The organism is Alteribacillus sp. JSM 102045 (assembly GCF_041949975.1).
GTDB lineage: Bacteria > Bacillota > Bacilli > Bacillales > Marinococcaceae > Alteribacillus.
This window is the reverse complement of sequence record NZ_JBHFQG010000014.1, coordinates 1-25479: the sequence shown is the minus strand read 5'-3', so window position 1 is coordinate 25479 and position 25479 is coordinate 1. Positions and strand designations below refer to the sequence as shown.

At 39.9% G+C, this 25479-nt stretch carries 20 protein-coding genes and 3 pseudogenes; all 23 read right to left on the bottom strand.

Going from position 1 to position 25479, the window contains the following annotated elements:
* Nucleotides 1-7 precede the first annotated feature (7 nt).
* Nucleotides 8-1426 (bottom strand): sigma-54-dependent transcriptional regulator, encoded by a 1419-nt coding sequence (locus tag ACE1TI_RS11025; RefSeq protein WP_375007627.1) that lies wholly within the window; start codon nt 1424-1426, stop codon nt 8-10.
* A complete protein-coding gene (locus ACE1TI_RS11020; protein WP_375007626.1) occupies nt 1407-3092 on the bottom strand; it encodes an ATP-binding protein in 1686 nt (561 codons plus the stop codon). Before ACE1TI_RS11020 ends, ACE1TI_RS11025 begins: the two co-directional genes overlap by 20 nt.
* 13 nt (nt 3093-3105) lie before the next feature.
* Nucleotides 3106-4251, bottom strand: a complete 1146-nt coding sequence (locus ACE1TI_RS11015; RefSeq protein WP_375007625.1) for an iron-containing alcohol dehydrogenase — start codon at nt 4249-4251, stop codon at nt 3106-3108.
* 151 nt (nt 4252-4402) lie between these two features.
* A complete protein-coding gene (locus tag ACE1TI_RS11010) occupies nt 4403-5206 on the bottom strand; it encodes a thiolase family protein (RefSeq protein WP_375007624.1) in 804 nt (267 codons plus the stop codon).
* Between the two features lie 9 nt (nt 5207-5215).
* Nucleotides 5216-5995 (bottom strand): enoyl-CoA hydratase/isomerase family protein, encoded by a 780-nt coding sequence (locus tag ACE1TI_RS11005; RefSeq protein ID WP_375007623.1) that lies wholly within the window; start codon nt 5993-5995, stop codon nt 5216-5218.
* A 24-nt stretch (nt 5996-6019) separates the two neighbouring features.
* Nucleotides 6020-6886, bottom strand: coding sequence for a 3-hydroxyacyl-CoA dehydrogenase family protein (locus ACE1TI_RS11000; protein WP_375007622.1), 867 nt, complete (start codon nt 6884-6886; stop codon nt 6020-6022).
* 15 nt (nt 6887-6901) lie between these two features.
* Complete coding sequence (locus ACE1TI_RS10995; RefSeq protein WP_375007621.1) at nt 6902-8506, bottom strand: long-chain-fatty-acid--CoA ligase; 1605 nt, start codon at nt 8504-8506, stop codon at nt 6902-6904.
* Between the two features lie 24 nt (nt 8507-8530).
* Nucleotides 8531-9677 (bottom strand): annotated as a pseudogene (locus ACE1TI_RS10990) (acyl-CoA dehydrogenase family protein).
* Between the two features lie 436 nt (nt 9678-10113).
* Nucleotides 10114-11520, bottom strand: a complete 1407-nt coding sequence (locus ACE1TI_RS10985; protein WP_375007620.1) for a sigma-54 interaction domain-containing protein — start codon at nt 11518-11520, stop codon at nt 10114-10116.
* 74 nt (nt 11521-11594) lie between these two features.
* A complete protein-coding gene (locus tag ACE1TI_RS10980) occupies nt 11595-11804 on the bottom strand; it encodes a PAS domain-containing protein (protein ID WP_375007619.1) in 210 nt (69 codons plus the stop codon).
* A gap of 383 nt (nt 11805-12187) precedes the next feature.
* Nucleotides 12188-13351, bottom strand: a complete 1164-nt coding sequence (locus tag ACE1TI_RS10975; protein ID WP_375007618.1) for an acyl-CoA dehydrogenase family protein — start codon at nt 13349-13351, stop codon at nt 12188-12190.
* 39 nt (nt 13352-13390) lie between these two features.
* Entirely contained in the window at nt 13391-14653 is a 1263-nt protein-coding gene (locus ACE1TI_RS10970; protein WP_375007617.1) for an ABC transporter substrate-binding protein, read from the bottom strand.
* Nucleotides 14654-14724: 71 nt separating this feature from the next.
* On the bottom strand, nt 14725-15432 hold the full coding sequence (locus tag ACE1TI_RS10965) for an ABC transporter ATP-binding protein (RefSeq protein WP_375007616.1): 708 nt from the start codon (nt 15430-15432) through the stop codon (nt 14725-14727).
* Nucleotides 15416-16192, bottom strand: a complete 777-nt coding sequence (locus ACE1TI_RS10960; protein WP_375007615.1) for an ABC transporter ATP-binding protein — start codon at nt 16190-16192, stop codon at nt 15416-15418. The genes ACE1TI_RS10965 and ACE1TI_RS10960 overlap by 17 nt, the downstream gene beginning before the upstream one ends.
* A gap of 5 nt (nt 16193-16197) precedes the next feature.
* Entirely contained in the window at nt 16198-17214 is a 1017-nt protein-coding gene (locus ACE1TI_RS10955) for a branched-chain amino acid ABC transporter permease (protein ID WP_375007684.1), read from the bottom strand.
* A gap of 12 nt (nt 17215-17226) precedes the next feature.
* Nucleotides 17227-18084: a branched-chain amino acid ABC transporter permease gene (locus ACE1TI_RS10950; RefSeq protein WP_375007614.1), complete on the bottom strand. Its 858-nt coding sequence runs from the start codon at nt 18082-18084 to the stop codon at nt 17227-17229.
* A gap of 24 nt (nt 18085-18108) precedes the next feature.
* On the bottom strand, nt 18109-19278 hold the full coding sequence (locus tag ACE1TI_RS10945) for a thiolase family protein (protein WP_375007613.1): 1170 nt from the start codon (nt 19276-19278) through the stop codon (nt 18109-18111).
* A gap of 43 nt (nt 19279-19321) precedes the next feature.
* Nucleotides 19322-20095, bottom strand: coding sequence for an SDR family oxidoreductase (locus ACE1TI_RS10940; RefSeq protein ID WP_375007612.1), 774 nt, complete (start codon nt 20093-20095; stop codon nt 19322-19324).
* 397 nt (nt 20096-20492) lie between these two features.
* Nucleotides 20493-21416: an aldo/keto reductase gene (locus ACE1TI_RS10935; protein WP_375007611.1), complete on the bottom strand. Its 924-nt coding sequence runs from the start codon at nt 21414-21416 to the stop codon at nt 20493-20495.
* Between the two features lie 620 nt (nt 21417-22036).
* Nucleotides 22037-22454 (bottom strand): annotated as a pseudogene (locus ACE1TI_RS10930) (hypothetical protein); the annotation flags it as partial.
* A gap of 119 nt (nt 22455-22573) precedes the next feature.
* The gene (locus ACE1TI_RS10925) at nt 22574-22933 is read right to left on the bottom strand and encodes a DUF1516 family protein (RefSeq protein WP_375007610.1); all 360 of its coding nucleotides are present in this window, start codon (nt 22931-22933) and stop codon (nt 22574-22576) included.
* Between the two features lie 392 nt (nt 22934-23325).
* Entirely contained in the window at nt 23326-24396 is a 1071-nt protein-coding gene (gene dctP / locus ACE1TI_RS10920; protein ID WP_375007609.1) for a TRAP transporter substrate-binding protein DctP, read from the bottom strand.
* 238 nt (nt 24397-24634) lie between these two features.
* Nucleotides 24635-24978, bottom strand: a pseudogene (locus tag ACE1TI_RS10915) (IS110 family transposase); the annotation flags it as partial.
* Nucleotides 24979-25479 lie beyond the last annotated feature (501 nt).

Below are 25479 nucleotides of genomic sequence, written 5' to 3'. Positions count from 1 at the left end.
CTTCTTTTTAAATCTTTTCATTTAATATGTACCTTAATTTTCGCGGGTTAACGCACAGTTGTTCAGCTGCTTCTTTTTGGCTTCCATTGGCCGTTTGAAGGGCTTTCTTTGCAATCTCTCTGCTTACTTGCCGTTCGGCTTTTTTCATATCCTCTATTACATGTGATAAATTCAGGGTTTCTCCACTATCGATTCGTTTCAATACACTTGACTTCCACTCTTGAGAAATTGGATTTATATCATTATCTTTTATATTGGGGAAAGTAGATTCTCCGGATTGATAGTTTAATGAAATATGCAAATGATTAGGAAAAAGGACATTACCATTTCCTTCTACTTCTGTTGATGCTCTTAACAAAACATTAGTCAGCTCTCTAATATTTCCAGGCCAATCATGTTCTTGTAAAAGGGTTAGAGCCTCTTCACTTATTGAGAGGTGTGACAGACCCTCTTTTTTTAAAATATAATAGGAGAGTTCTAATAAATCCTCTTTTCGTTCACGCAGTGGAGGCAGAGTAATAGTTACCGCTTCGAGCCTGAATAACAAATCCTCCCTGAATCTATCTTTTTCAACTTCTTTTCGTAAATCACGGTTTGTAGCTGATAAAATGCGTGCACCTGTGCGCAGAATTCTCTCCCCTCCCACCCGCATAAATTCTTTAGATTCTAAGATTCTTAAAAGTTTTACTTGAATGGCCATTCCCGCTTCACCAATTTCATCTAGGAGAAGCGTTCCGTTAGAAGCAAGTTCAAAATACCCTTTTCGTCTTTTCGTTGCTCCTGTAAAAGCTCCTGTTTCATGTCCAAATAATTCGCTCTCTAATACTTGTTCAGCTAAAGCTCCGCAATTTAATGCAAAGAAAGGTGCTTCATCTTTATGCTTATTGGCCGCCTCATGTATATATTTTGCCATCACTTCTTTTCCCGTGCCCGTTTCTCCATTAATCAATATATTAAGATTTTTGGCAGCAAATTTTGAAGCAATACGCACCACTTCTTTCATACGTTCGCTTTTCCCAACAAGCAATCCGTTTTGCTCGGCAAGCTGAACGAAAAAGGCCACGTCCTGCTTGTTTTTCTCAGGAAGGATTACTTTTTCTATATGAGTTATATCTTCAAATGGCTTTTCAATATAATCTTCCGCTCCTAGCTTGATTGCTTCCACAGCAGTCTGTACCGTACTGTAACCTGTCATCATAACAACTTTGCATGATGGATACGTTTGTTTTAATTTTTTTAAAAGGTCTAAACCAGATACATCAGGCAATTTCAAATCTATAAAAGCAATATCCAGCGTCCTTTTCTTTATAATATCCTCGGCTGACTTTTTATCATGAGCAAAATATAATTTGTAACCTTTTGAATCTAATAAATGATTAAAAAAATCTAAGATTTCTCTATCATCATCAACCGTAAGTATATTCATGGACTCCCCCCCCTTTATGTGGAAGCCAAAGGATAAACTCGCTGCCGCTGCCTTTCTCACTGTTGACTAATATAGTGCCATTATGAGACTTAGCAATATCTATACTGACTGAAAGTCCAAGCCCCGTACCTTCTTGAGTATTCTTCGTTGAATAAAATGGCTTAAATATATTATTCAAAATGTCTTCGCCCATCCCAATACCATTGTCTTCAATAGAAATATAAATTCCTATTTCTCTAGAATATTCCATTAACCCTGTTGCTATTGTAATAACCCTATTATTCTGTTCTTGACTAAGAAGAGCATCTTTAGCGTTCAACAATAGGTTTATTAGAATTTGTTCAATTTGGTGCGGACTCCCTTCAACTAGAGGCAAGTCAAAAACAAATTCTTTTTTGAACGCAATTTGTTCTCTTTCAATTTGAAAACCAATTAAGCTCAACACATCTTCTGCTGCCTGTTGAAACGAACATAGCATTGTTTCATTTTTTTCAGGTCTAGAAAAAGATAATAAATTTTTAATCGTTGTCTTGCACCGGTTTCCACTTTTCTCAATACCTTCGACTAATTTGAAGTTTGGTTCTTCTCTTTGCAGGGAACGTTTTAACAATTGTGTATTCCCAAGAACAGCGGTAAGTGGACTGTTTAATTCATGTGCAACCCCTGCTGCCATTTCACCGATTGCTGCAAGCTTTCCAGAATGCTGTAATTGCGCCTGAGTTCTTATTTTTTCGGTAATGTCTTTAATGTAAATCACCATTCCAATGCTTGTTTCCGACTCATCTATAACAGGAAATGTTTGTATATCACAAACTCTTTCGGGTTGTAATGTTATTTGATAATTTATCATGTCATTCGTATTAAACGTATCTTCGAATGGACAAGGTTGGTGGGACTCTCTGCATACTAACTCGTGAAAAGTATGACCTAACAGCTTTTCATTATCTAAATCAAAAAAAAGGTTTGCAGCTTTATTGCAGCGGACAATCTGCTGTTTCCGATCAGTTACCATTAGAACATCCGCCACAGCTTGAAAAGTTTGTTCCCACTCGTCTTTTCCTTGAAGAACTGCCTGATACAATCTTGCATTTTCTACCAAAACCGCTAAATGATCAGAAAGCTGCCTTAAAAACTCTATATCTGAAACATCATAGTTTATTCTATTTGCACTTCCAAAAGAAAGCACTCCTACTAACTCTCCTTTTACAATCAAAGGAACAATACATAAATGATAAATATTAATACTCGCGAGAGCTTTTTCTTCTTTAAACCGAATAACTGAATCATCAAATTCATGAATAACAATAATGTCTCGGTCAGCTGCTTTCCAATATAGAGATTTTTCCTTTGGAAAAACAGTCCCAATTGGAAAAGGTGCTAAAATATCAGGATACATACTTTGCAGTTGAAGTTCTCCGTCTATTAATAAAGAAAGACTGATTCGCTGCATAGAATACATTTCATATAATTGACTGATTACTCGTTCTAATGATTCTTCTATAGGTCTATGAACATGAAATCCTTTTGCAAGGTCGCTTAAAATTTCAAGCTTTTTATTTTTTCTTTCTAATTCTACAATAGTGCTTTTGAGTTCAGTATAATAGCTCTTTTTGGAGGACTTTACCCCAGTTAGTTTCTCAATAATTGCTTCCTTTTCGTGAAACATGCTTCCTCTCCTTTTAGTAAGCATCTTGTAACAATTGTTCAATGTCTTTCTTGGTAATATCTCTGGGATTTGTCACCATACATGCGTCATTAAGAGCAATATCTGCCATAAGGGAGTAATCTGGTTTTTTCAACCCTGCTTCCCTCAGGGTTTTTGGTGCTCCAATATCGTCAGCTAAATTCCTTATAGCTGTAATAGCAGCACGTCCTAAATCTAACCGCTTTTCAGTAACGTTTAATTTACAAAAAATACTTCCAATGTGACAAAATCTTTCAGGCGAAGCAATAAAATTAAATTCCATCACATGAGGCAGTAAAATGCTGTTTATTTCTCCATGGGACAGCTTATATTGCCCTCCAATCGCATGGGACATGGCGTGCACTGCACCGAGTATTGCATTTGAAAAAGCCAACCCTGCCTGCAAACTTGACATAGCCATAGCTTTTTTTGCTTCCAAATTGGTTTTTGAAGCGACAGAAGGGCGGAGGTATTGTTCTACCAATTCCATAGATTGTATTGCTTGTACGTCTGTTAATGGAGTAGCTGCTACGCTCACATAAGCTTCAATTGCATGGGTCAAGACATCGAGCCCGGTAGCCGCAGTTAATAAGCTATCCTTTGTCATTAAGGTAAAGGGATCAATGATAGCTATATCTGGGACAAGTGATTTCGAAACTATCGTCATTTTCTTTTTCTTGACTGGATCTAAAATAATGGCAAATTGAGATACTTCAGAGCCAGAACCAGAGGTTGTGGAAATCATTATTGTTGGCGGCAGAGGTTTTTTTATTTTATCGATTCCTTCATAATCTTCTATATTTCCTCCATTACTAACTAATATAGCTATTGATTTTGCCACATCAAGGGCACTTCCTCCACCAACACCAAGCACAGCATCACATTCATTCTCTTGATAGATTTGAGCTCCTTTTTCCACTTCTTTAATTTGCGGGTTTGTGGTAGCTTCAAAATAAGAAACATAGGTTAATGAAGCATCTTTAAGGCTGTTCATTGCTTTTTCCGCCCAACCCGCTTCAGCCACACCATGGTCGCTTACAACCAGTACTCTTTGAGCTCCCAGTCGAAGAAAGCTCTCTCCTGTTTGCTGTATCGCCTCTTCACCAAAGATAATCTCAGGAGCTACAAACTTCGTTATCAACGGCCTCTCCCTTTCCGTTACAGTTCAACTTATTTTCAGTGAATATAATACTTATTATTTCTCTTTAAACGAAGAGTTTTCCTTCATATATAAATGGTTATATAGTTAAATAAAAAAGGCTATCCAGCAGGATAACCTTTTAATAAATTCACTATATTCTTTCTAATAACACAGCCATACCTTCTCCTCCGCCGACACATAGCGTTGCAATGCCATATTTTTCTTGCCTTTTCTTCATTTCGTGAACAAGACTAGTCATTATCTTGCAGCCAGTTGCTCCTAACGGGTGACCCAGTGCAATTGCGCCGCCGTTTACATTAACTTTTTCTGATGGTAAATTGGTGTACAATTGTCTCTTTTTTTCTTCTTGCTTTTCTACTGGCACGATTTCATCTTGAAATCTATTATGATTAATCGCCTCTGCTGCTTTTCGCTGACTTTCATATGCAAATTGGTCTTGATCTTCTCGTGATATTCTGTACCTTTCCGCTATATTTTCTGCCGTAACTCCCATTCCTAGATGAGAGCCATACAGTTCCTGGGGCTGCTGTCCGTTTTCTGTGTTAGAGTCAACAACAGTTGGATTTCCGTTGCCGAAACGTGCATTTCTTAAATAAAAGGGTGCTCTGCTCATATTTTCTGTACCGCCTACCTCCTGCATGCCAGAAGCACATAAGCGATTCACCGTAAAAGCGGGCGACTGTTCAGGAACACCAGCTCGAAGCGCAGCGACACGGGCGACATTTGAAGATTCAGTCGTCTGACAAACTTCCCCTAAAATAACTTCATCAACCTGCTCAGGTGAGACTCCACCTCGCTTTAATGCTTCTTTTATGACAATAGATGCCAACTCTCCGGAGTTTATATCCTTTAACGTGCCTCCAAAACGTCCGACGGGAGTTCTAACAGCACTGACCATTACTACTTCTTCCAAAAACTGCTCCTCCTCTCTCATAGTCTAAGTCTAAATTCCTTTAAAAGCTGGTTTTCTTTTTTCTATGAAAGCTCTCGTTCCTTCTGTCTTATCATCAGAGTCAAACAGGACCGCCTGGGATAATTTTTCAATCGCAAGGCCTGTTTTCATGTCTGTTTCATAACCCAGGTTGACAGAAAGCTTTGCCAGATGTACTGCCAAAGGCCCTTTTGCCATAATGGATGATGCCCACTCTTTCGTTGTTGCAAGCAATTCATCTGGTTCTGTTACCTCGCTAACTAGTCCAAATTGATATGCTTCCTCCGGCGCAACAATTTTGCCGGTAAGTATCCATTCCATTGCTTTGCCTTTTCCTATCAGTCTAGCTAATCTTTGGGTGCCGCCTGCTCCAGGTATAATAGATAAGTTCAATTCCGGAAGACCAAATTTAGCATTTTTTGAAGCAATTCTGAGATCACAGGACATGGCTAGTTCACATCCGCCTCCCAGTGCGAAACCATTTACCATTGCAATCGTAGGCTTTTCAAAACTTTCAATCTTATCATAAACTTCCTGCATTCCGCTTGGGTTTAAGGCATCTATACCGGATTTTTTCTCCAACTGTGCAATATCTGCCCCAGCTGCAAATGACTTTTCTCCGCTTCCTGTAAACACAAGACACCCTGTTTCATGATCTTGTCTGATATGTTCAAGTGCCATGATTATTTCTTCTAAAGTGTTTTTATTTAACGTATTACGTACTTCTGGGCGGTTAATAGTAATAAACGCCAGCTGATCTTTCCTTTCGAGCAAGATATTATTAAATTCCATGTTAATTCACTCCTCTTCTCAAAGTTAAGAGTATACGTAAAATCCTTTTCCTGTTTTTCGTCCAAATTCCCCCTTGTTGACCTTTTCTATAATCGTTTCAGCTGGTTTATCTTCTGGATTTCCTGATTCTTCATAACGCTGCATACGTACGTTGTAATGTATATCGAGTCCGGTTAAATCAATAAGCGCAAACGGGCCGATTGGATGATTTAATGCTTTTGTGCAAGCGAGATCTATCTCTTCTGCGGTAGCATATCCATTTTCATAAAGATAAATAGCTTCATTCATCAGCTTTCCAAGAATCCGGTTTGCCACAAATCCGGAGATTTCCTTCTTTAAAAGGATAGGTGTTTTACCAAGTTTTTTAGCGAGATGAAACGCAGTATTCGCCGTTTCCTCCGAAGTATGAGGACCTTTCACTACTTCTACCATTTCAATAACGAGCGCAGGGTTAAAAAAGTGAAAATTACATACTTTCTCTGGCCTTGTTGTCGCATCAGCCAGTTTTGAACTTACTATAGTAGAGCTGTTCGTTGAAAGAATTGCATTCCCAGGGGCCAGTGCATCAATTTCCTTAAAAACTGCTCTTTTTATGTCTACTTTTTCCACAATCGCTTCTATGACAAAATCAGTATTCGTAACTGCTTCCTCTAAGGATGAGGTGAGAGTTAACCGGCTGAAAGTCTGCTCTAATTCGTCTTGAGCAAGCTTCCCTTTACTGACTCTTCGTTCCAGACGGCTCCTAAGTTCTTTCTCAGCCTTTTTTAAATTCTTTTCTTCAATATCTTGAAGAACAACATCAAATCCTGCCAAAGCACCCACCATGGCAATTTGAGATCCCATGATCCCGGAACCGATCAGACTGATTTTTTTTATATTTTCTGCACTCATTTACCTGCTCTCCTTTTATTTCGTTTTTTCTGCTTCTTCTTCCATCAGTTTGCGGCGGAGTATTTTTCCAACCGTTGTTTTTGGAAGCTTTTTTCGGAAACTGACTTCTTTTGGGACCTTATAACGAGCGATTTTGCCGCTGCACCATTCCATGATTTCCTCGGCATCTATATTCATGCCATCTTTTGGAACTATAACTGCTTTTACAGTCTCGCCGCGATAAGAACTAGGCACTCCGAACACACATGCTTCTTTTACAGAAGGGTGCTCGTAGATAACTTCCTCCACTTCTGATGGATAAATATTGTAACCGCTTGCAATAATCAAGTCTTTTTTTCTTCCGACTATAAAGAAATAACCTTCTTCATCCATAACAGCCAAGTCGCCTGTGAAAAGCCATTCATTACGAAGTGCTATGTCTGTCTCTTCCTCATTGCGCCAATACCCTTTCATCACTTGCGGTCCTTTTATCACTAACTCTCCTACTTCTCCAACGGGCATCTCTTTTTCCCCCGTGTGCTGATCTACTACTTGAGCATCCGTATTGGGCAGAGGGATCCCGATGCTGCCGGGTTTACGATGCTCTCCTAAAGGGTTGCGGTGTGTAACAGGAGAACATTCCGACAAACCATAGCCTTCAATAATAGGCGAATCAGTTTTCGTTTCAAATTGTTTCATTAACTCCACTGGCATTGGCGCTGAGCCGCTGATGCAAATTTTTAATGAGGATAAAGCGTCACTAGAAGCATCAGGATGATTTAAAAGAGCAATATACATGGTCGGTACTCCGGAAAAAAGTGTCGGCCTCGTTTTTTTTATCGTTGCAAGCATGTTGTTAACTTGAAACCTCGGCACACAAATTACAGCAGAGGCACGAAATATACCTAAATTCAAGACGCCAGTCATTCCATACACATGAAAAAATGGAGAGACTGCCAGTACTCGTTCTCCAGGACGTTTCAGTCCCTGTATAGTAAAAGAGTAGCTTTGGTACACATTTGCTACCAGATTATAATGAGTAAGCATAACGCCTTTGCTTCGTCCGGTCGTACCTCCCGTATATTGAAGCACTGCTAGGTCCTCTTTTGGCTGTATATCTATTTTAGGGAGGTTTGGCCAGGAAACGGAATCTAGTAAAGAATAAAAGTCATAGACGTTTGCTTCTTTTCCTTCTTGTCTCCCGACATAAACTGTTTTTAACATCGGTTTGTAAGATAAAGCATCGATTTTAGACTTTTGAGCATGCATTCCAAAAAACCAGCTTGCTCCTGAGTTTTCAAGTAAGTATTCCAATTCTTCTTTTTCATACATGGGATTAACTTGAACAATAATTCCTCCAAGACGCAGCACCGCATAATAAGCCAAAATATATTCTGCCGAATTCAAAAACATAAGTACAGCTCTATCTCCTTTTTTTAATCCATTTTCATATAGAGCAGCCGCAAGCCGGTCCACTTTATCCTTCAGCTCCCCATAAGTCCACTCTGTTTCTCTGTCTATCACTGCTGTCTCGCCAGGATATTCGCCAGCAGATATTTCCAGCATTTGATACACATGCATACAGGGAATATCGACTTTCTTCGGTATATTTTCCGGATAAAATGTATGCCACCTTTTCACTAACTCTGCCTCCTTTCTTATTTATTAAACTTCATTTAACACTTGGCGGGAGACGATCATACGCTGAATTTCGTTGGTTCCTTCATAAATTTTCGTAATTCTTGCATCGCGGTAAAAACGTTCAATCGGATATTCTGCGACATAACCCATTCCTCCGTGAATCTGAACTGCTTTATCTGCAACCCGGTTAAATACTTCTGAGCCATACATTTTTGCCATAGAAGCTTCTTTTATTGCTTTTTTTCCATCATCAATCAACTCTGCTGCCTTTAAAGTAAGCTGCCTGGCTGCTTCTGTTTCTGTTGCCATATCAGCAAGCATCCACTGAATTCCTTGATTCTCTGCAATCGGTTTTCCAAACTGAATACGCTGCTTTGCATAAGCAGCAGACATCTCAATCAGCTTGTCACATGAACCTACTGTCCGAGCTGCCAGACCGATACGTCCCCCCCCCAAGAATTCGTAAAGCATTAACATAACCTAAACCGACCTCTCCAATAACATTTTCTTCAGGTACTGCACAATCCTCAAAAATAATCTGAGAAGTCGATGAACCGCGAAGCCCCATCTTTTTATCGTTTTTGCCAACAATAAAGCCTGTAAAGTCTTTTTCAACTAAGAATGCTGTAATTCCACCTTTTGCTCCTTTTTCTTTATCAGTTACCGCAAAAACGGTCATGACATCCGCAATCGGTCCATTTGTGATAAAATGCTTCATTCCATTGATTATCCACTCGCTGCCTTTCTTTTCAGCCGTTGTAGAAAGATTGGTTGCATCAGAACCTGCGCCTGGTTCGGACAAAGCGAATGCTCCAATTAAGCTGCCTGCTGCCATTTCAGGTAAATATTTCTGCTTCAGCCTTTCAGATCCCATTTTTACTAATCCCGTGCTCCCGATACCCGTATGAGCGCTGATTAACGAAGCATATCCATTGTGGGTTCGTCCAAGCTGTTCAAGTACGACGGCTTTTCCTCTTGCATTTAGTCCAATACCTCCATATTCTTCTGGAATGCTTATTCCAAATAATCCAATTTGCTTGGCACTTTCGACTAAATGAGGGGGAATTTCATCTTCCTCTTCTATTTGCTGAGCAAAAGGGTCTACTTCATTTTCTATAAAATTTCGTACCATTGTTTTCATTTGCGCCACTTCATCTGTCATAACTGCCATAATACTCCTCCTCGTCTGCAAAATATCTCTCCTCCTATTTATAAAAGCAAGATTTATGCCAAGAACAAAAGCGCAAGCGCCCTGTTCAGCCTCGACAGGTAAATGTTCTTCAGTCATGAAAGGCGCTCTTTGCCTTTCATGACTGGAGGTTATTTAACCCCGAGAGGCTGGGCGCTGAAGCTAGACGCGGATCAAACAATATGGAGATAGTTATCTACAACTTGTAAAAACATAATTTCCTAAACAATAAAAAAACTCACCAGCTGGTGAGTTTTTGCAACAGATTAACCGTTTTAACAGAAGTAAATCTTAGATTTTTTTAAACAGATAAAGAATTTAACACATACTTTTTTCGTCGCAATTCAATTTTGAATCATTTACTTTGTTATTATTTACTTCCCTGTCATTCATTTTTGAATTTTAATTCAATAATGTATTAATTATTTTTCAATCTAGCAGTCAATTGATACTTTTTCAACTTTCGAACAATAGTAGCCTGACTTGTTTCCAATTGCTTAGCAATTTCATAGGTCGTGCCGCATCTTTCTGCTGCAATTTTTAATGTTTCGTATTCTGCTTCTTCGACAACCTCTTTCAGAGGGCGGACGGTTGGTTCCGGGCTTACATGCTGGGTTTGCCGGTAATCCTCTGACAAATCTTCCATCTTTAATTCCTTCGAGGGTACTGTCAGCATAAGACGCTCCACTACATTTGATAGTTCTCTGACGTTGCCAGGCCAGTCATAGCGATAAAAAAATTCTTTCAACGAACGATCCAGCACTTTCGACAATTCATATTTTTTATTATATTTTTCGACAAAACTTTGTACTAAAGGTAATATATCATCACGTCTTTCTCGTAAAGGAGGAATCCATACCGGTACAACATGAAGTCTATAATAAAGATCCTCTCGAAATTTCCCTTCTTGAACCATCTTTTTCAAATCTTTATTGGTTGCCGCTACTACGCGAACATCTACCTTTTTTGAATTAGTCCCCCCCACGCGTTGAATTTCTTTTTCCTGAAGTACTCTTAAAAGCTTCACCTGCAAGGGTTCTGGCATTTCTCCAACTTCATCGAGGAAAAGCATTCCTTTATGAGCCATTTCAAATACACCTGGTTTCCCATTTTTGCTCGCTCCGGAAAATGCACCACCCTCATAACCAAAAAGTTCCGACTCTAACAATTCTTTAGGAATAGCGCCGCAATTAATTTTGACAAATTTGCCTTTATCTATTCGATTGCTTACCCTGTATAAATGGCGGGCCAAAACATCTTTCCCCACGCCGGTTTCACCTAAAAATAAAACTGTTGTATCCACATTGGCAAGCCGTTCAACGGTCGTAAACAATTCATTCATTTTTTTGCTCTTTACTACGACATCCGGATCCTGCTTCGTATGCGCTTTCAATTTTTCCAGTTCTTTTTTATATTCTTTATTTAGTTTTTTAACCTCATTTAATTTTTGATGAAGGTCGTTCAATTCGGTTAAATCCCGTATATTTGTTACGATCTTTTCTACTTCACCTTCCTCATTAAATACAGGACTTCCCGTCATTAAAGTCTCTTTTCCGTTAAAATTCTTCTGTACCACATTTACTGTTTTTTTTGCCTCCAGTACTTTCATTGATACAGATTCTTTTAGGATGCCTCGTTTAATTAAATCATGAATATTCTTCCCTAAATAATAATGCTTTGGAATCCCTGAAATACGTTCAATGGCAGAATTGGTTTTTAACGTATTTCCTTTATTATCTGTGATATAAATACCATCGTAAGAATTTTCAATAATTGCGTCTAATTCATGGTTTATCTTATTTAGTTCATCTATTTTTTTCTGCATTAACGCATAGGATTCCCCAGGTACAGCTAAATAAAAAGTATTGTTTTCGTCTTCTTTCCTTTTCTTTGGAAAAATTAAAAATTTTTTTTAGCTGCTTCTGTTACGAACATGTCTTTTTCCGGTTCAAACTTTTCAAAAAAATCATAAACATTTTCTCCTTTTTGAAATTGTTCAGGAAACAGCTCTCTGGCCTCCTGATTTAAATCAATAATTGTTCCTTTTTTATTTGTTTGAAAAAAAGCAAAAGGGCTGTCCTGAAGGGTATCTATTACTGTTGCTTTCACTATTTTTCAATCCTTTCCTTATGGATTTTGAAAATAAGTAAAGCAAATGATCAAGGTTTTCTCCTATCCTTTTCTTTCCCAGCTCTAACAACTCCTTCTTTATGTAAAAATATCTCTATTGTCGCAGGGGACATTACAAAAAGATATGTCTAAGCACCCGGAACAAAAGCGCAAGCGCCCTGATCAGCCTCGACAGGTAATGTTCTTCAGTCATGAAAGGCGCTCTTTGCCTTTCATGACTGGAGAACATTTAACCCCGAGAGGCTGGGTGCTGAACCTAGACGCGGATCAAACAATATGAAGATAGTTATCCACAACTTGTAAAAACATAATTTCCTAAACAAAAAAAGAGCCGTTCCGAGTGGAACAGCTCCTAGATTATTTTAAATAAATTCTCCTAATTTCACATGCCCTTTTAATAAGTTTCGTGAAATAATTAATCTTTGAATTTCGTCTGTCCCGTCATATATTCTCCAAAGACGTGCTTCTCTGTACCAGCGCTCAATCGGAAGTTCTCTAGTGTATCCCATTCCCCCGTGAATTTGCAGCACCCGGTCCACTACATTATTACCCATGTTTGCTCCGTATAATTTAGCCATCGAAGCAAGGTGCCTATTATCCTCACCATTATCCAGGGTATAGGCAGCATTTAATACGAGCCATTTTGCAGCTTCAATTTCTACAGCTGAATCAGCTATCATCCATTGAATTGCCTGTCTATCAGCAATAGGTTTACCAAATGTCTTACGTTCCTGAGAGTAATCAATGGCCATTTGGAGCAGACGTTCTGCCGCTCCTACTGCTCTCGCACCGACAATCCATCTTGCAAAGCCGATCCATTCGAGCCCTAAATTATAACCACCATGTAATTCCCCCAGGATATTTTCTTCAGGAACCCGGACGTTATCAAAAATCAGAGCCGCCGGCCCCCACTCTCCCATCGTATCTATATACTCAGATTTCCAGCCCATATCACGGTCTACGATAAAACAAGTGACACCATCTCTTCCTTTTTCTTTATCGGTCACTGCAATGACCATAACAAAATCAGCTTCATTCCCACCGGTTATGAAAGTTTTCTCCCCATTCAGCACCCATTCGCTGCCATCTTTTACAGCAGTCATTTTAATATTTCTTGTGTCTGAACCAGCTCCAGGTTCGGTCATAGCAAAACATGATTTTTTCTCGCCATTAATTGTAGGAATCAAATAACGCTTTTTTTGTTCTTCATTTCCATAATACAATATATTGTCTGCTGATCCCCCAAATGTGAAGGGGACAAACGTTTTAGAAATTTCCATAGCCACGAGCGCCATCATCATTTGTCCAAGATTTGCTCCGCCGTATTCTTCCGGAGTATTGATTCCCCAAAAACCTGCTTTTTTCGCTTTATCCTGAAGTTCTTTTAATTTTTCAGCTGAAATCCCTGGTTTTCCTGCTCTTTCATTTCTTAACACATCATTTTCTAAAGGCATTAATTCTTTTTCAACAAACTGACGTATTGTTTTTTGTACCATCCGCTGTTCATCGGTTAAGCGAAGCTCCATCTTTCGTTCCTCCATTTCGATGTCTATCTATTGATTCATCTATTCCTCTATTACAATCTCTTCTACGGTACCGTCTTCTACTACTCCCAAACGATATTCAGAAGTAAAACCACCCCAGTCATCTATGCCTCCAATAGTGTAAACTTGCTTTTCTTCTGGCAGTGCATGTATTCCATCTTCAATATGGTCTCTAATAGCCCCTGTATCTTCAACCGTTCCCGCTGCTTTCATTGCTTCTACTAAAATATATAAGGAAACGTAATGGAAACCTGCTTCAGACCCTGGCATTTTGTCATATTCTGACTGATAGGTTTCAATAAATTGGTCTGTTCCAGGGAAATCTGATTCTCTTAGTGGCAATACCCCAACAGAACCTTCAAAAATATCATATTCCCCATCGTAAACAGCAGCCATTTCATCTAGTTTCGCCTGGTCCATTACGATAAATCCGCCTTCAAATCCCTGTTCACGAGCCTGTTTAATGACTTTCGCTGTCGGCTCAGAAGGACCGCCTACAAACATGACGTCAGGGTCATTCTGTAAAGCATTAGATAAGATCGTAAAAAAGTCTGTTTCCTTGTTAAAGTCAATAGAAGTTTCATATACGATTTCTCCGCCTTTTTCTTCCCATACAGGCTTTAACATTTCCGCCCAGTCTTTCCCGTATTGTGTAGAAGTAGGCAAAAATGCAATCTTGTCACCAAAGCGGTCCATCTCATATTCTGTAAATGGTTCAATATATCCGTCATAACGAGGCGGGATCCGCATCGTTAAAGAATTATCATTGTCTGTCACCCCAGGTTCACTGGTATAAGCTGCAATTAAGAAATCCATATCCTCATTAAATACTTGCATCGCATAAATACCGCCGCTGTGCGGGGAGTAGATGATAGAAGCATCATCTTCCTGGACTAGCCTTTTTGCATTGGAACCTGTTTCATCCGGGAGGTATTGGTCATCTAAAACTTTTAGATCAATCTCGTATTTCTCTCCATCGATTTCAAAACCGCCCTCTTCGTTGATTTCTTTTGCAGCAAGCTCTAATCCGCTTAATGTGTTTTCACCATAGTACGCTGCTGGTCCACTTAACGGACCGCTGTACCCAATAGTTACTGGTGTCCCTTCCCCAGTTGTCACATCAACGTCCTCTTCTTCCCCTGCATTTGCTCCTTCTTCTTGAGTTCCTTCTTCTGATTCAGCTGATTCACTATCAGAAACAGTGCCTTCAGCACATGCAGTTAAGAATACAAGCAGAAACAACAACACAAAGTAAATAAGCGCGCTACCCCTCAAATTTTTCATTGAAATTGCCTCCCTTTTTTATTTTTTCTTTTCATTAAAAGCTAAATTACGCTAAGTTCTCCTTCCTTTCCTTAAGCTCCAATGTATGCTTTTCTAATATCATCATTTTCAAATAATTCATCGCTGGTCCCTTGAAGAATTAAACGTCCGTTTTCAATTACATAGCCTCTATCTGCTATTTTTAATGCTGCGCTGGCGTTTTGTTCAGCAAGCAATACAGTCGTACCTTCTTGGTTGATCTGCTCAATGATGTGAAACATTTGCTCCACTACCAAAGGGGCTAAACCTATCGATGGTTCGTCAAGCATAAGAAGTCTTGGCTTCCGCATTAATGCTCTTCCGATAGCAAGCATTTGCTGCTGTCCGCCGCTTAATGAACCTGCTGGATTATTTCGTTTTTCTTCTAAAATAGGAAACAGTTCGTAGACTCGTTCAAATGCCTCTTTCATTTCCTTTTTATTCTTACGGATCACATATCCGCCCATTTTTAAATTCTCTAATACTGTCATCTCAGGAAACAGCTTTCTTCCCTCAGCACATTGAACAATACCTTGTCTCACAATGCGATTGGCAGATAATCCGTCTATTCTTTTGTCTAGAAAAAGAATATCTCCTTCACTTCGTTTATGAAGGCCGCTGATCGTATCAAAAATAGTACTTTTGCCGGCTCCATTAGCACCAAGAAGAACAACAAGCTCCCCTTCCTGTACGTTCATCGTGATTTTTTCCAACGCCTGGAACGGACCATAATGTACGGAGACATTATTGAGCTTCAGCAACAGCATCCCCTCCTAAATAAGCATCGATTACAGCATTATTATTTTGCACTTCTTCGGGAGTACCTTCAGCAATCTTCTTACCTTGATTTAAGACCATAATCTTGTCAGCAAGGCTCATAATCATCTGCATTTTATGTTCAATAGTACAAACCGTAATTCCGTTTTCAGCAATTTTCCTCATGAGAGCTGCGAGGCCGTCGGTTTCATCAGGGTTTACTCCGGCAGCCGGCTCATCTAAAAAAACAATGTCTGGATCTGTTGAAAGCGCAAGTGCTATTGCTGTTCGTTTTTTTGCTTCCTGGGAAATAGAACCTGCCGGCTGATATGCCAGATCCGTTAACCCTGAAAATTCCAGCATTTCTTCTGCTTTTTCCTTCGCTTGACGTTCTTCTCGTTTTTCTCTAGGTGTTCTAAAAATGGCATCAAACAATCCTGCTTTAGTTCGGAGACGATGTCCTACAATCACATTGTCGAGAACGGTTGATTGTTCAAATAAATTTGTGGTTTGAAAGGTCCTTGCGACTCCCAATCTTGCAATTTTATGAGCGGGTTTTTTCGTTATGTCCGTTTCATTGAAAACCACACTACCAGAAGTAGGACGATGAAAACCGCTGATCAAGTTGAAAAAGGTGGATTTCCCTGCCCCATTAGGTCCAATAATTGCTGTAATGGCACCTTTTTCTATCTCGAAATCTACTTCTTGAACAGCCTTCAACCCTCCAAATGATTTCGTTAATTTACTGGTTTCAATAATATTCATCGGCCTTACCCCTCCTTTACACGCTGGTGTGTTTCGCCTGTATGCCCGGTATAATCTATCGAATTTTTTTGTTTCTTTTTTTTCTTCAAAATTCGTTTCTGCTTCCACATCATATATCCGCCTACCAAGCCGTGGGGATAAAAAATAATTAAAAGCACTAAAATCGGACCAAAAATCAGCATTCTAAGTTCCTGAAGAAACTGCAGCTGCTGAGTCAGCCATACAATAGTGAGCGTACCAACAAGCGGTCCTGCCAGCGTACCAATGCCGCCTACAAGCAAATACATAAGCATATCAAATACGGCTGTCGTATAAGCGATATCTGGACCGATAAATTGAGTAAAGGAAGCGTATAATCCTCCAGCCAGGCCTGCAAAAAAAGAAGATACAACAAAGGAAATCAGCTTTTGCTTCATTGTTGAAATCCCTAAAGTCTGCGCCAGTTCTTCACTGTTTCGAATCGCGATGTATGTTCTTCCAGTCAAGGAATGAACAATTCTTACAGCCAAGAAGATAGAAACAATCAAAAAAAATAAAACAAGATAATACATAGACAACCCACTGTTAAACGAAATCGGACCGATTGGATCTGGGGCTGGAATCCCTATCAGACCGCGTACACCACCCGTTAAGCTATCCCATTTGTCAATCAGAAGGTAGATGATGTAGCCGACAATTAAGGTATAAATGGCAAAAAAGTGACCTTCCGTACGCAAAGCAATAAGTCCAATCAAGAAGCCGGCCATCGTAGTGATCATCAGCGCAAGTGGAAGGGCAAGCCAAAAACCAATTCCTGCTTTAACAGAAAGAAGGCCGACCGAATAGGCACCAATGGCAAAGAAACCAGCATGAGCAAGAGATAAATACCCTGTGTAGCCAGCAATTATATTCATTCCATACACAGCAATTGTCCAAATAAATCCAAGCGTTATAACGTGAAGAACATATTGGTTTTGGCCTAGCATAAAAGGAAACAAAATGGCCAACAGTACAAGCCCTATTAGTCCGTTTCTCTGGGTCATTAATTGCTTCAATTAGTGAACCCCCTTTACAAACAGACCTTTTGGTTTTATGGAAAGAATGATTACCAGCAATAAAAACGCAATAAGGTCTTTATAATCATTTGAAATGTAAGTAGCACCGAAGCCTTCAGCAAGGCCAAGTACATATCCCATCAAGATAGCCCCTGGAATACTTCCCATTCCGCCAATGATTATAATGACAAATGCTTTTAAAATAACGAGGTGTCCCATACCAGGAAATACAAGGTTAATTGGAGAAGCCAATGAAGCCGCTACTGCAGCAAGAATCCCAGAAATTGCAAATGTCATCATTGCTACTTTGTTTGCATTAATTCCGACTAAAAACGCACCTTTTCTGTTTTGAGCCATTGCTATGATGGAAGCTCCAATCATTGTTTTTTTCAAAAATAAATATAGAAGAACCATCATAAGGGCCGAAGCTCCAATCACAAGCAGCCGCTGCACTGTAGTTGTCATACCGCCGATATTTACTACTTCGTTATAAGGAGTTGGCATATTACGAAATTCCGCGCCCCACATTAACTGCGCTAAAGCTTCTAAAAATAATAAAATACCAATAGCAGCAATTTTATCGTGAATAGGCGGAGCATCTCGAAGAGGATTAAATACAATTCTTTCCATCAATACAGCCATTAGGGCAACAACTAGTGCTGATGCTAATACCGCAATCCAATAATGAGCTCCAGAAACCGTCATTACCATTAGAGTGACATAGCCTCCAACCATATATAAGGCACCGTGAGCAAAATTTGGAACATGAAGAATTCCGTATACAAGCGTCAAACCAAGCGCTACTAAACTGTAAACACTTCCTATAGTCAGGCCATTTAAAATCTGCTGCATCACCATGTACCTGCCACCTCCCTTTCTTAATCAGCCGCGTTCAATAATTGTTGCTATGCCTTGACCACCGCCAATACACGCTGTAATTAATGCCCGGTTTTTACCTGATCTCTTTAATTCATAGACTGCTTTCGTGGCCAATATTGCTCCAGTTGCACCGAGTGGATGTCCATGTGCGATTGCCCCGCCATTTACATTTAATTTTTCTTCTGGAATTTCCAGTTCACGGTTGCAAGCAAGTACCTGAGCGGCAAAAGCTTCATTAATTTCAACTAAATCTATGTCTTTAAGAGCCAACCCTGCTTTTTCAAGCACTTTACGAGTCGCAGGAACAGGCCCAATCCCCATAATATTAGGGTCAACTCCACTTATGGCATACTGTTTGACTACCCCTAGTATGTTAAGCCCAAGTTCATTTACCTTTTCGCTTGACATAATGACCAATGCAGCAGCTGCATCATTTAATCCTGAGCTGCTTCCGGCTGTTACGGTTCCATTTTGTTTAAATGCAGCCGGAAGTTTTTCCAACGCTTCCATGGTTGTTTGAGGCCGTGGGTGCTCGTCATTCTCCAAAAGAACTGGCTCCCCTTTTCTTACTGGGACTTCTACTGGAACAATCTGCTCTTCAAAACGCCCTTCCTCCATTGCTGTTTTCATCTTTTGCTGGCTTTTAAGAGCAAACTGATCTTGTTCAGTTCTGAAAATTCCGTATTTTTCGGCAAGGTTTTCAGCAGTTATACCCATCGGAGGATCTCCTATTTCTTGAGGAGAAAGCTGTGATTTTCGAAAATTTGGGGGCACCGGACTAAAAGGCTTTGTTGGTCGGTCCATCAAATAAGGCGCGCGGCTCATGCTTTCAACTCCTCCAGCGATGAACACATCCCCATCGCCTGCCCGGATTGCCTGCGCTGCCAAATTAACAGCGTTTAAGCCGGACCCGCACTGCCTGTCTACTGTCAGTCCCGGGATTTCAAGAGATAATCCTGTTTGCAGGGCTGTTAATCTAGCAATATTTCCTCCTCCGCTAAGCACGTTTCCCATAATCACATCATCAATCATATCTGGTGTTATCCCTGCTCTATTAATTGCTTCTTTAATAGCAGCAGCTCCAAATTCATGGGCTTGAAGGGCTGCCATTGCTCCCCCTTGTCGTGCAATGGGTGTTCTAACAGCTGAAACAATTACTGCCTCTTTTGTCATCTTTTTTCCCCATTCTTTGTAATACAGTGTTTTCTATGGACGACTAACTCACAGTTACACCGCCGTCAACGACTAATGTATGACCAATAATATAGTCTGACGAAGCGGATGCTAAAAATAGAGCAGCCCCTTTCATATCACGATCAGAACCAAATCGTTTTGCTGGTGTTTTTTCCAAATAAGAATCTCCAATTTTTTCAAGTACACCTTTTGACATTTTTGTTGGAAAAAATCCAGGAGCGATAGCATTTACTTGAATATTATCAGGAGCAAGCTTCACAGCTAAATCTCTTGTGAAAGCTAGAACTGCTCCTTTACTTGAGCTATATCCAATCGCATCCAAAGTACCTGCTGGTGAACCATGCAGACCTGCAGTCGAAGCGATATTAATGATCTTTCCATATTTTTGCTTCACCATATGTTTAGCCGCAGCTTGAGAAAAAAGAAAAGTACCCGTAGCGTTTACAGCCATTACTTTTTCCCATTTATCGAGCGGCATGTCTAATGTAGGTGCCCCCCAGGAAGCTCCGCTGTTATTTACTAAGATATCAACGGACCCCATTCTGGCAATTGTCTCATCGATTACCCGTTGTACATCCTCCTGTTTAGAAACATCACATGGCAGCGCAAGTGCTTGAACGTCCTTTTTGAGTAAAGACTCAGCTGTTTCCTCACAAGCTTCTACTTTTCTAGAACATACAACGATATTCGCCCCCGCTTCTGCTAAACTTTCAGCAATCTGCTGGCCGAGGCCCCTTCCTCCACCAGTAATAATGGCGGTTTTCCCCTCCAAATTAAACAAATCTTTAACGTGCATAGCAGTCTCCTTTTCTAGCTATAATTGTAATCGCTTTCACAATTTTCTAAGATATTATAACTGCCCTTTATATAATGCAATAAATATGCCAAATTATGGATTTTTCTGTTATGTAAGGCAGGAGCTTTCACGTTCTAAGGGATGAGTGCACTTAAATTAGCTATGCGAAATTTCGTGTTTCTGAATAATGATTCACTCTTGAATCAAGGAAGAAAAAAACCTTTACTGACGTTGATTCATTTAAGAATTAACAATTCATTATTGAATTCCTTTAATCCTTCTATGCCCATTTTATTCGTATATTGTGTGCTTAGCAGTGTCTTTAATGGAAGACGAAGGGGCTGCCTAAAGTCGGTTGGTTTGTACAACTTCTAAGACAGCCCCATACAGCAGGTAATTATTTTGCGGCCCCTTGCGGATGATCGTCTTTCACAATATCAAGCTCTGCTGCTTTCGCGTTAGATTCGACTTGTTTCGGATCTTTGCATCCTGGAATCACACAAGTTACAGCACGATGCTTTAAACACCATGCCAGTGCCCATTGTGCCATTGGTACACCTTCTGGCACTTCATTTTTTTGCAGTTCCGCAGCTACTTCTAATTTTCTTCTCGTTTCATCCTTGTCGTGCCTATGGCGCACGTCGTTTTCAGCAAAAACATCACCTGGTTTGTATTTTCCGCTTAAATAACCACTGGCAAGCGGTACGCGGGCAAGAACACCAAGATTTTGTTCCTCACAATATGCAAATACTTCTTCTTCTGGAGTTCGGTCAAGCCGGTTATACACTACTTGAATGGTTTCAGCTCCAATTTTAGAAGCCCGGCTTGTTTGATAAATATCATCATTTTTCTTTATCGATAATCCTACATGACGGACTTTCCCAGCCTGTACCTGTTTGTCGAGCATCGTCCATAGTTCATCGTTATCAAATTCTTCCCCTACTCCTGAATGAAACTGATACAAGTCAATGTAATCTGTACGGAGGGCACGTAAAGAATCTTCAAGCTGCTGCAAAACTTCCTCTGCTTTATAATGACGAGTCCGATCATATAACCCGTGATACTTATGACCGAATTTTGTAGCAAGTATCCATTGATCTCGATCCTTTTCTATAGCTTTTCCAATGAATTTCTCAGAGAGGTGGTCTCCATAACACTCAGCGGTATCAATAAAATTAATTCCCATTTCTTTCGCTTTTTCAAAAATAGCATCTACCTCTGACTGGGTATATTCTCTTCCCCATTCACCGCCAAACTGCCATGTTCCAAGTCCTATCACTGAAATGTCCATTCCTGTTTTTCCAAGCGTTCGGTATTTCATCGAATATCGCTCCTTTAATAAAAGGTTCTCTACTACTATAATGTACTCTTTTTTTACATTCGAATCATTTGCCTTATAATCCTCCTTTGAAAAAAACTGAGGTTATCTGGAAAGTAAGGGGCATCCTTCTTTTTTGCAGCATGCGCGTCAAAAGCACTCCTGTATCTTCTTCGTCAAAAAAGGAGCCTGAAGCCCGAGACAGATGTGAATAAGATGAAGCGGTAACTAAGGAAGGTTTTTGGCGCCTAGACATCGGAGAAAATAAGAAGGAGCAGATATCAAGCTAGGTTCTTGGAACCCGGTGCAGGAATAAGAGAAAAGGTGATCAAGAAAGGGTCATGAAGCCGAGAGCAGGAAAAAGAAAAGCGGAACAGTACTCAAAGATGGGATTTAAAGACCGCAGTCGGAGGAAAAGAAGAAATACGTAACCAAGAAAGAACTTGAATTAAGATCTTGGAAACCCAATTCCTGCTGTAATATTCTGAAACCCCGATGCAACAGCTATCTATGTGTCGCCATCTGTCAAAAAGAGAAAACCAAGTAAAACAGCCGGTCGTAAGACAAATGACGACCGGCTGTTTACCATGCATTTGCTTTTTGCGACAGTTCCCTTTACATTTTTATTTAATTTCTTCAATAGGTTTTGAGTTTCCATATATAGGACGATGACGATTTACTGGCAGCGCCCAATCTACCCCATTTTGTATTACTCTTTGAATTTCTTCATTATGGTAGGTTGGGTAGATTTCATAACGGAAATAAAAGATACTTGAAATAAGTGCAGCCGCTCCTGAAAACTTCACCGCCTTCAAACCAGCTCAAAAATATTAGTTCATCTGGAGCTGGAATATCAAAATGGTCTCCATACATTTCTTGCTTTTCAAGTTCAATTTCATCGTGAGCTTTGTGCCCCCACCATACTAACTCTGTCTCATTTATTACTTCCTCCGATAATCCATGCAATTCTTCGTCCAGAGTGGCCGTTCTAACTTGGTGTCCTTGTTTTTTCAAACATTCCGCAATAGTGTGGTTATTGCCTGCTAAATTCTGTGTTCGAAAAAGAAGCGGCGTTTTACCTTTGTTGGGACAAAAGAGGGGAAGACGATCTTTTCTCTTTTTGCCTGACAACAGCTTACTACAATTTTTACGGGCGACTGCTACGATAAAATGGAAATGCCTTGTGGGAGCATTAATCCCATGATTACTGTTAAGGACAAAAAGACAATAAGGATAACATGTAAGTATTTAGGCGCGTCGTTTTTTAATTTGTGGACGAAGTAAATTTCCATTAATCCGATGCTGCCAATACCTAAAAACACCTTAAATAAGCCTCCCAAGTACACGGGCAGTATTCCAAGCAGCATGAGACCAGTCAGGGCAGCAAACAAATACAGGAGCCGAAGTACTTGGTGGAGAATGACAGCTGTTCTCTTCTTTTGGCGTGTGTACAGGTGGTTGACAACGATAAAAAGGAAAATAATCAGAGTAATAGAGCCAAGATGGTAGTGGACAATCATATATACCTCCGAAATCTTTAAGGGATATATTATTATTTTAACGTTTTTCTGGATAGAAGGAATATGAAAAAAGTGACGATTTGTGAAGATGAAGGTCAACGCAATCCCAAAGTGAGAAGAAAAACTCGATTTTAACTTTAATACTGCCCCTATGAAGTTAGGTGCTTTGTAATTGGCTTTTTGATATCGGGCCTTTAAGTACAGAGAGGTAAGCATAAAAACCCATCATAGATATTGATTTGACGGTTTTCTATGTTCGGAATTTATAAATTGTGTTTGTGTTTGTTTTCTCGGGTTTGGGGAATAGAGATAAACAAATGAAAACAACCGGCCGAAAACTATAGATTTCACGACCGGCTGTGCAGACTTGGACTTGAGACGATAGTTCCCTTTTACTCAGCTAATTCTTGAATTCGTTCAATATAATCTCCATATTCATCTGTATGTTTCTCATAGACTGGTTCTACAAGTTCTCTATATTCTTCTGTATCTACTTCTTCTTCAGGAATAATTTCTACTCCTTCCTCTTCTAAGCTTGCTTTTTGTTCTACTTCAAGTTCCTGTGCAATCTCACGCTGTACTTCTGCATATTCTTGTCCAAGTTCTACAATTGTAGTTTGAATATCTGCAGGCATACTTTCATAAAGGTCTTTATTCATTAATAGAGTAGCAGACGCATAGTACAGACCATTTTCCGTTAAATAATCAAGCTGCTCGTATGTGCCTGTGCTCCACATCACACCGTAAGATTGATCGGTCCCATCAATAACCCCTTGCTGCAGTCCTCCATATACTTCAGGAAAAGCCATGGGCGTGGGACTAGTTCCTAGCGCCTCATATGTATCAATAAGCAGTTCACTTTCAATAGTGCGCATTTTTAACCCATTTAAGTCTTCCGGCGATTCAATAGGATGTTTATTATTGGCAATATGGCGCATCCCGTTTTCCCAAAATGCAATACCTTTATAACCGCTCTCTTCGATATGCTCTAATAATTCCTGCCCTATTTCTCCATCCATAACTTCATAAGCATGGTCGAGGTCTTCAAACAAAAAAGGAAACTCTAATACAGTTGTTTCCGTTACAAAGTTTGTGACCACTCCCGTAGTTACCACACTCATATCCAGGTTCCCAAGTTGAACACCTTCCATTAATTCACGCTCGCCTCCGAGGGTTCCGTCTCCAAATATTTCAAACAGTACCCGGCCGTCCGTTTCTTCTTCAACTGCTTCAGCGTATTCTTGCATACCAAGAGCATAGGCTTCATCTTCTGGAGCAATGTGACCGACTTTTAATGTATATGTTTCATTCTCGCCAGCTTCTTCCGTTTCTGTATCGGAAGCTTCCTCCTCTGCTGCTTCACTGGTTGCTGTGTCAGTCTCCTCCGTTGATTCGTCTGCTCCACAGGCAGCAGCCAGCATCAACCCTGCCAGTACAGGAGCAAGTTTCTTTAATTTTTGCATTTTTTCATCCCCCTGAATCCATTAATTACTTTATAACAGTTTAAAGCTTTTAAGCACTAAAGCTAAAGTAAATAGGTGAAAAATTTTCCTGCATCGATTAATAAGTTCATTTCTTATACAATAGATGAAAAGACCTGCGGTGATATGTCAATAAAAGATTAATGAGAAATGAAGATGTCAAAGGTCATTTTTGCGAAAAAAGAGCGCAAGAAACTAGACCAGTAATAAATTGGTAATTAAACGCATCAATCTCATCCGGCTTATTCATATCACTGTAGCTTTTCTTAAAGTTTGCGATTTGTTTAGGATTTATCACAAACACTTTCGCGTCTAGAGCTTGTAGGTCTTTATCTGATGTAAGAACATTGACGGATGGAAACTGTACACAGACGTTGATTCGAGACCAATCTTTAGAATGTCCACCTCTGTATCAGCCGTCAAATCAAGCAATCGTTATTTCAACTTCGTGGCTCCTGGCAGGTCATTGGATACCGAAAAGGTATCTACCCTGGCACCGTCTTGATCGAGCACACACACTTTCATATCAAAGGAACTAACGTCTAAGCCTACAAAAAATCGCATGGGGGGAACCCTCCTTTCGTTTTAGAATCATTGGGCCTTTCTTTGGACGCCTCGAGATATCTCTAGTGTGAACGCCGATCAACAACCTCGTGTATCAGAGTTCGACCTGCATCGAAAGCCGCCCCGGGGCTACTATCATCCGGGTTCGAGGGGCAGGAGACTCAGCCTGCGAGTAGGGAGTGCCGCACGTACACTGAGAAACAGTCTTAACATGTGGTCGTGCCACAGGAGGAAAAAGAATTGTCCAAATGATCCTAAGATCATTATCTAGAAATATCTTGAGACGTCCAAGAAAAACCTTTGTTAAAAAGGCGATTTTCTAATAGATTGTTGTTTTTCTACATGGAAAAACACTGTTAGTTAACAGTTGAAATCACGTAGACTCCCTCCGGAAAGGTTGATATACCAGTGGTTAAAAGGTAATAAAGTTTCTTTAAAAAATTTTTTGTTATCAAAGACCACCAAATCCTTCCGTTGAATGCAGGAAGTGGTAATAAGGGT

Coding starts and splice junctions, on each gene's coding strand:
- dctP (WP_375007609.1), bottom strand. CDS start 24,396: ATGCAAAAATTAAAGAAACTTGCTCCTGTACTGGCAGGGTTGATGCTG.
- ACE1TI_RS10935 (WP_375007611.1), bottom strand. CDS start 21,416: ATGAAATACCGAACGCTTGGAAAAACAGGAATGGACATTTCAGTGATA.
- ACE1TI_RS10970 (WP_375007617.1), bottom strand. CDS start 14,653: ATGAAAAATTTGAGGGGTAGCGCGCTTATTTACTTTGTGTTGTTGTTT.
- ACE1TI_RS11005 (WP_375007623.1), bottom strand. CDS start 5,995: ATGGAATTTAATAATATCTTGCTCGAAAGGAAAGATCAGCTGGCGTTT.
- ACE1TI_RS11020 (WP_375007626.1), bottom strand. CDS start 3,092: ATGTTTCACGAAAAGGAAGCAATTATTGAGAAACTAACTGGGGTAAAG.
- ACE1TI_RS11000 (WP_375007622.1), bottom strand. CDS start 6,886: ATGAGTGCAGAAAATATAAAAAAAATCAGTCTGATCGGTTCCGGGATC.
- ACE1TI_RS10950 (WP_375007614.1), bottom strand. CDS start 18,084: ATGGTGATGCAGCAGATTTTAAATGGCCTGACTATAGGAAGTGTTTAC.
- ACE1TI_RS11010 (WP_375007624.1), bottom strand. CDS start 5,206: ATGAGAGAGGAGGAGCAGTTTTTGGAAGAAGTAGTAATGGTCAGTGCT.
- ACE1TI_RS10985 (WP_375007620.1), bottom strand. CDS start 11,520: ATGCAGAAAAAAATAGATGAACTAAATAAGATAAACCATGAATTAGAC.
- ACE1TI_RS10975 (WP_375007618.1), bottom strand. CDS start 13,351: ATGGAGCTTCGCTTAACCGATGAACAGCGGATGGTACAAAAAACAATA.
- ACE1TI_RS10960 (WP_375007615.1), bottom strand. CDS start 16,192: ATGAATATTATTGAAACCAGTAAATTAACGAAATCATTTGGAGGGTTG.
- ACE1TI_RS10955 (WP_375007684.1), bottom strand. CDS start 17,214: ATGACCCAGAGAAACGGACTAATAGGGCTTGTACTGTTGGCCATTTTG.
- ACE1TI_RS10945 (WP_375007613.1), bottom strand. CDS start 19,278: ATGACAAAAGAGGCAGTAATTGTTTCAGCTGTTAGAACACCCATTGCA.
- ACE1TI_RS10940 (WP_375007612.1), bottom strand. CDS start 20,095: ATGCACGTTAAAGATTTGTTTAATTTGGAGGGGAAAACCGCCATTATT.
- ACE1TI_RS11025 (WP_375007627.1), bottom strand. CDS start 1,426: ATGAATATACTTACGGTTGATGATGATAGAGAAATCTTAGATTTTTTT.
- ACE1TI_RS10925 (WP_375007610.1), bottom strand. CDS start 22,933: ATGATTGTCCACTACCATCTTGGCTCTATTACTCTGATTATTTTCCTT.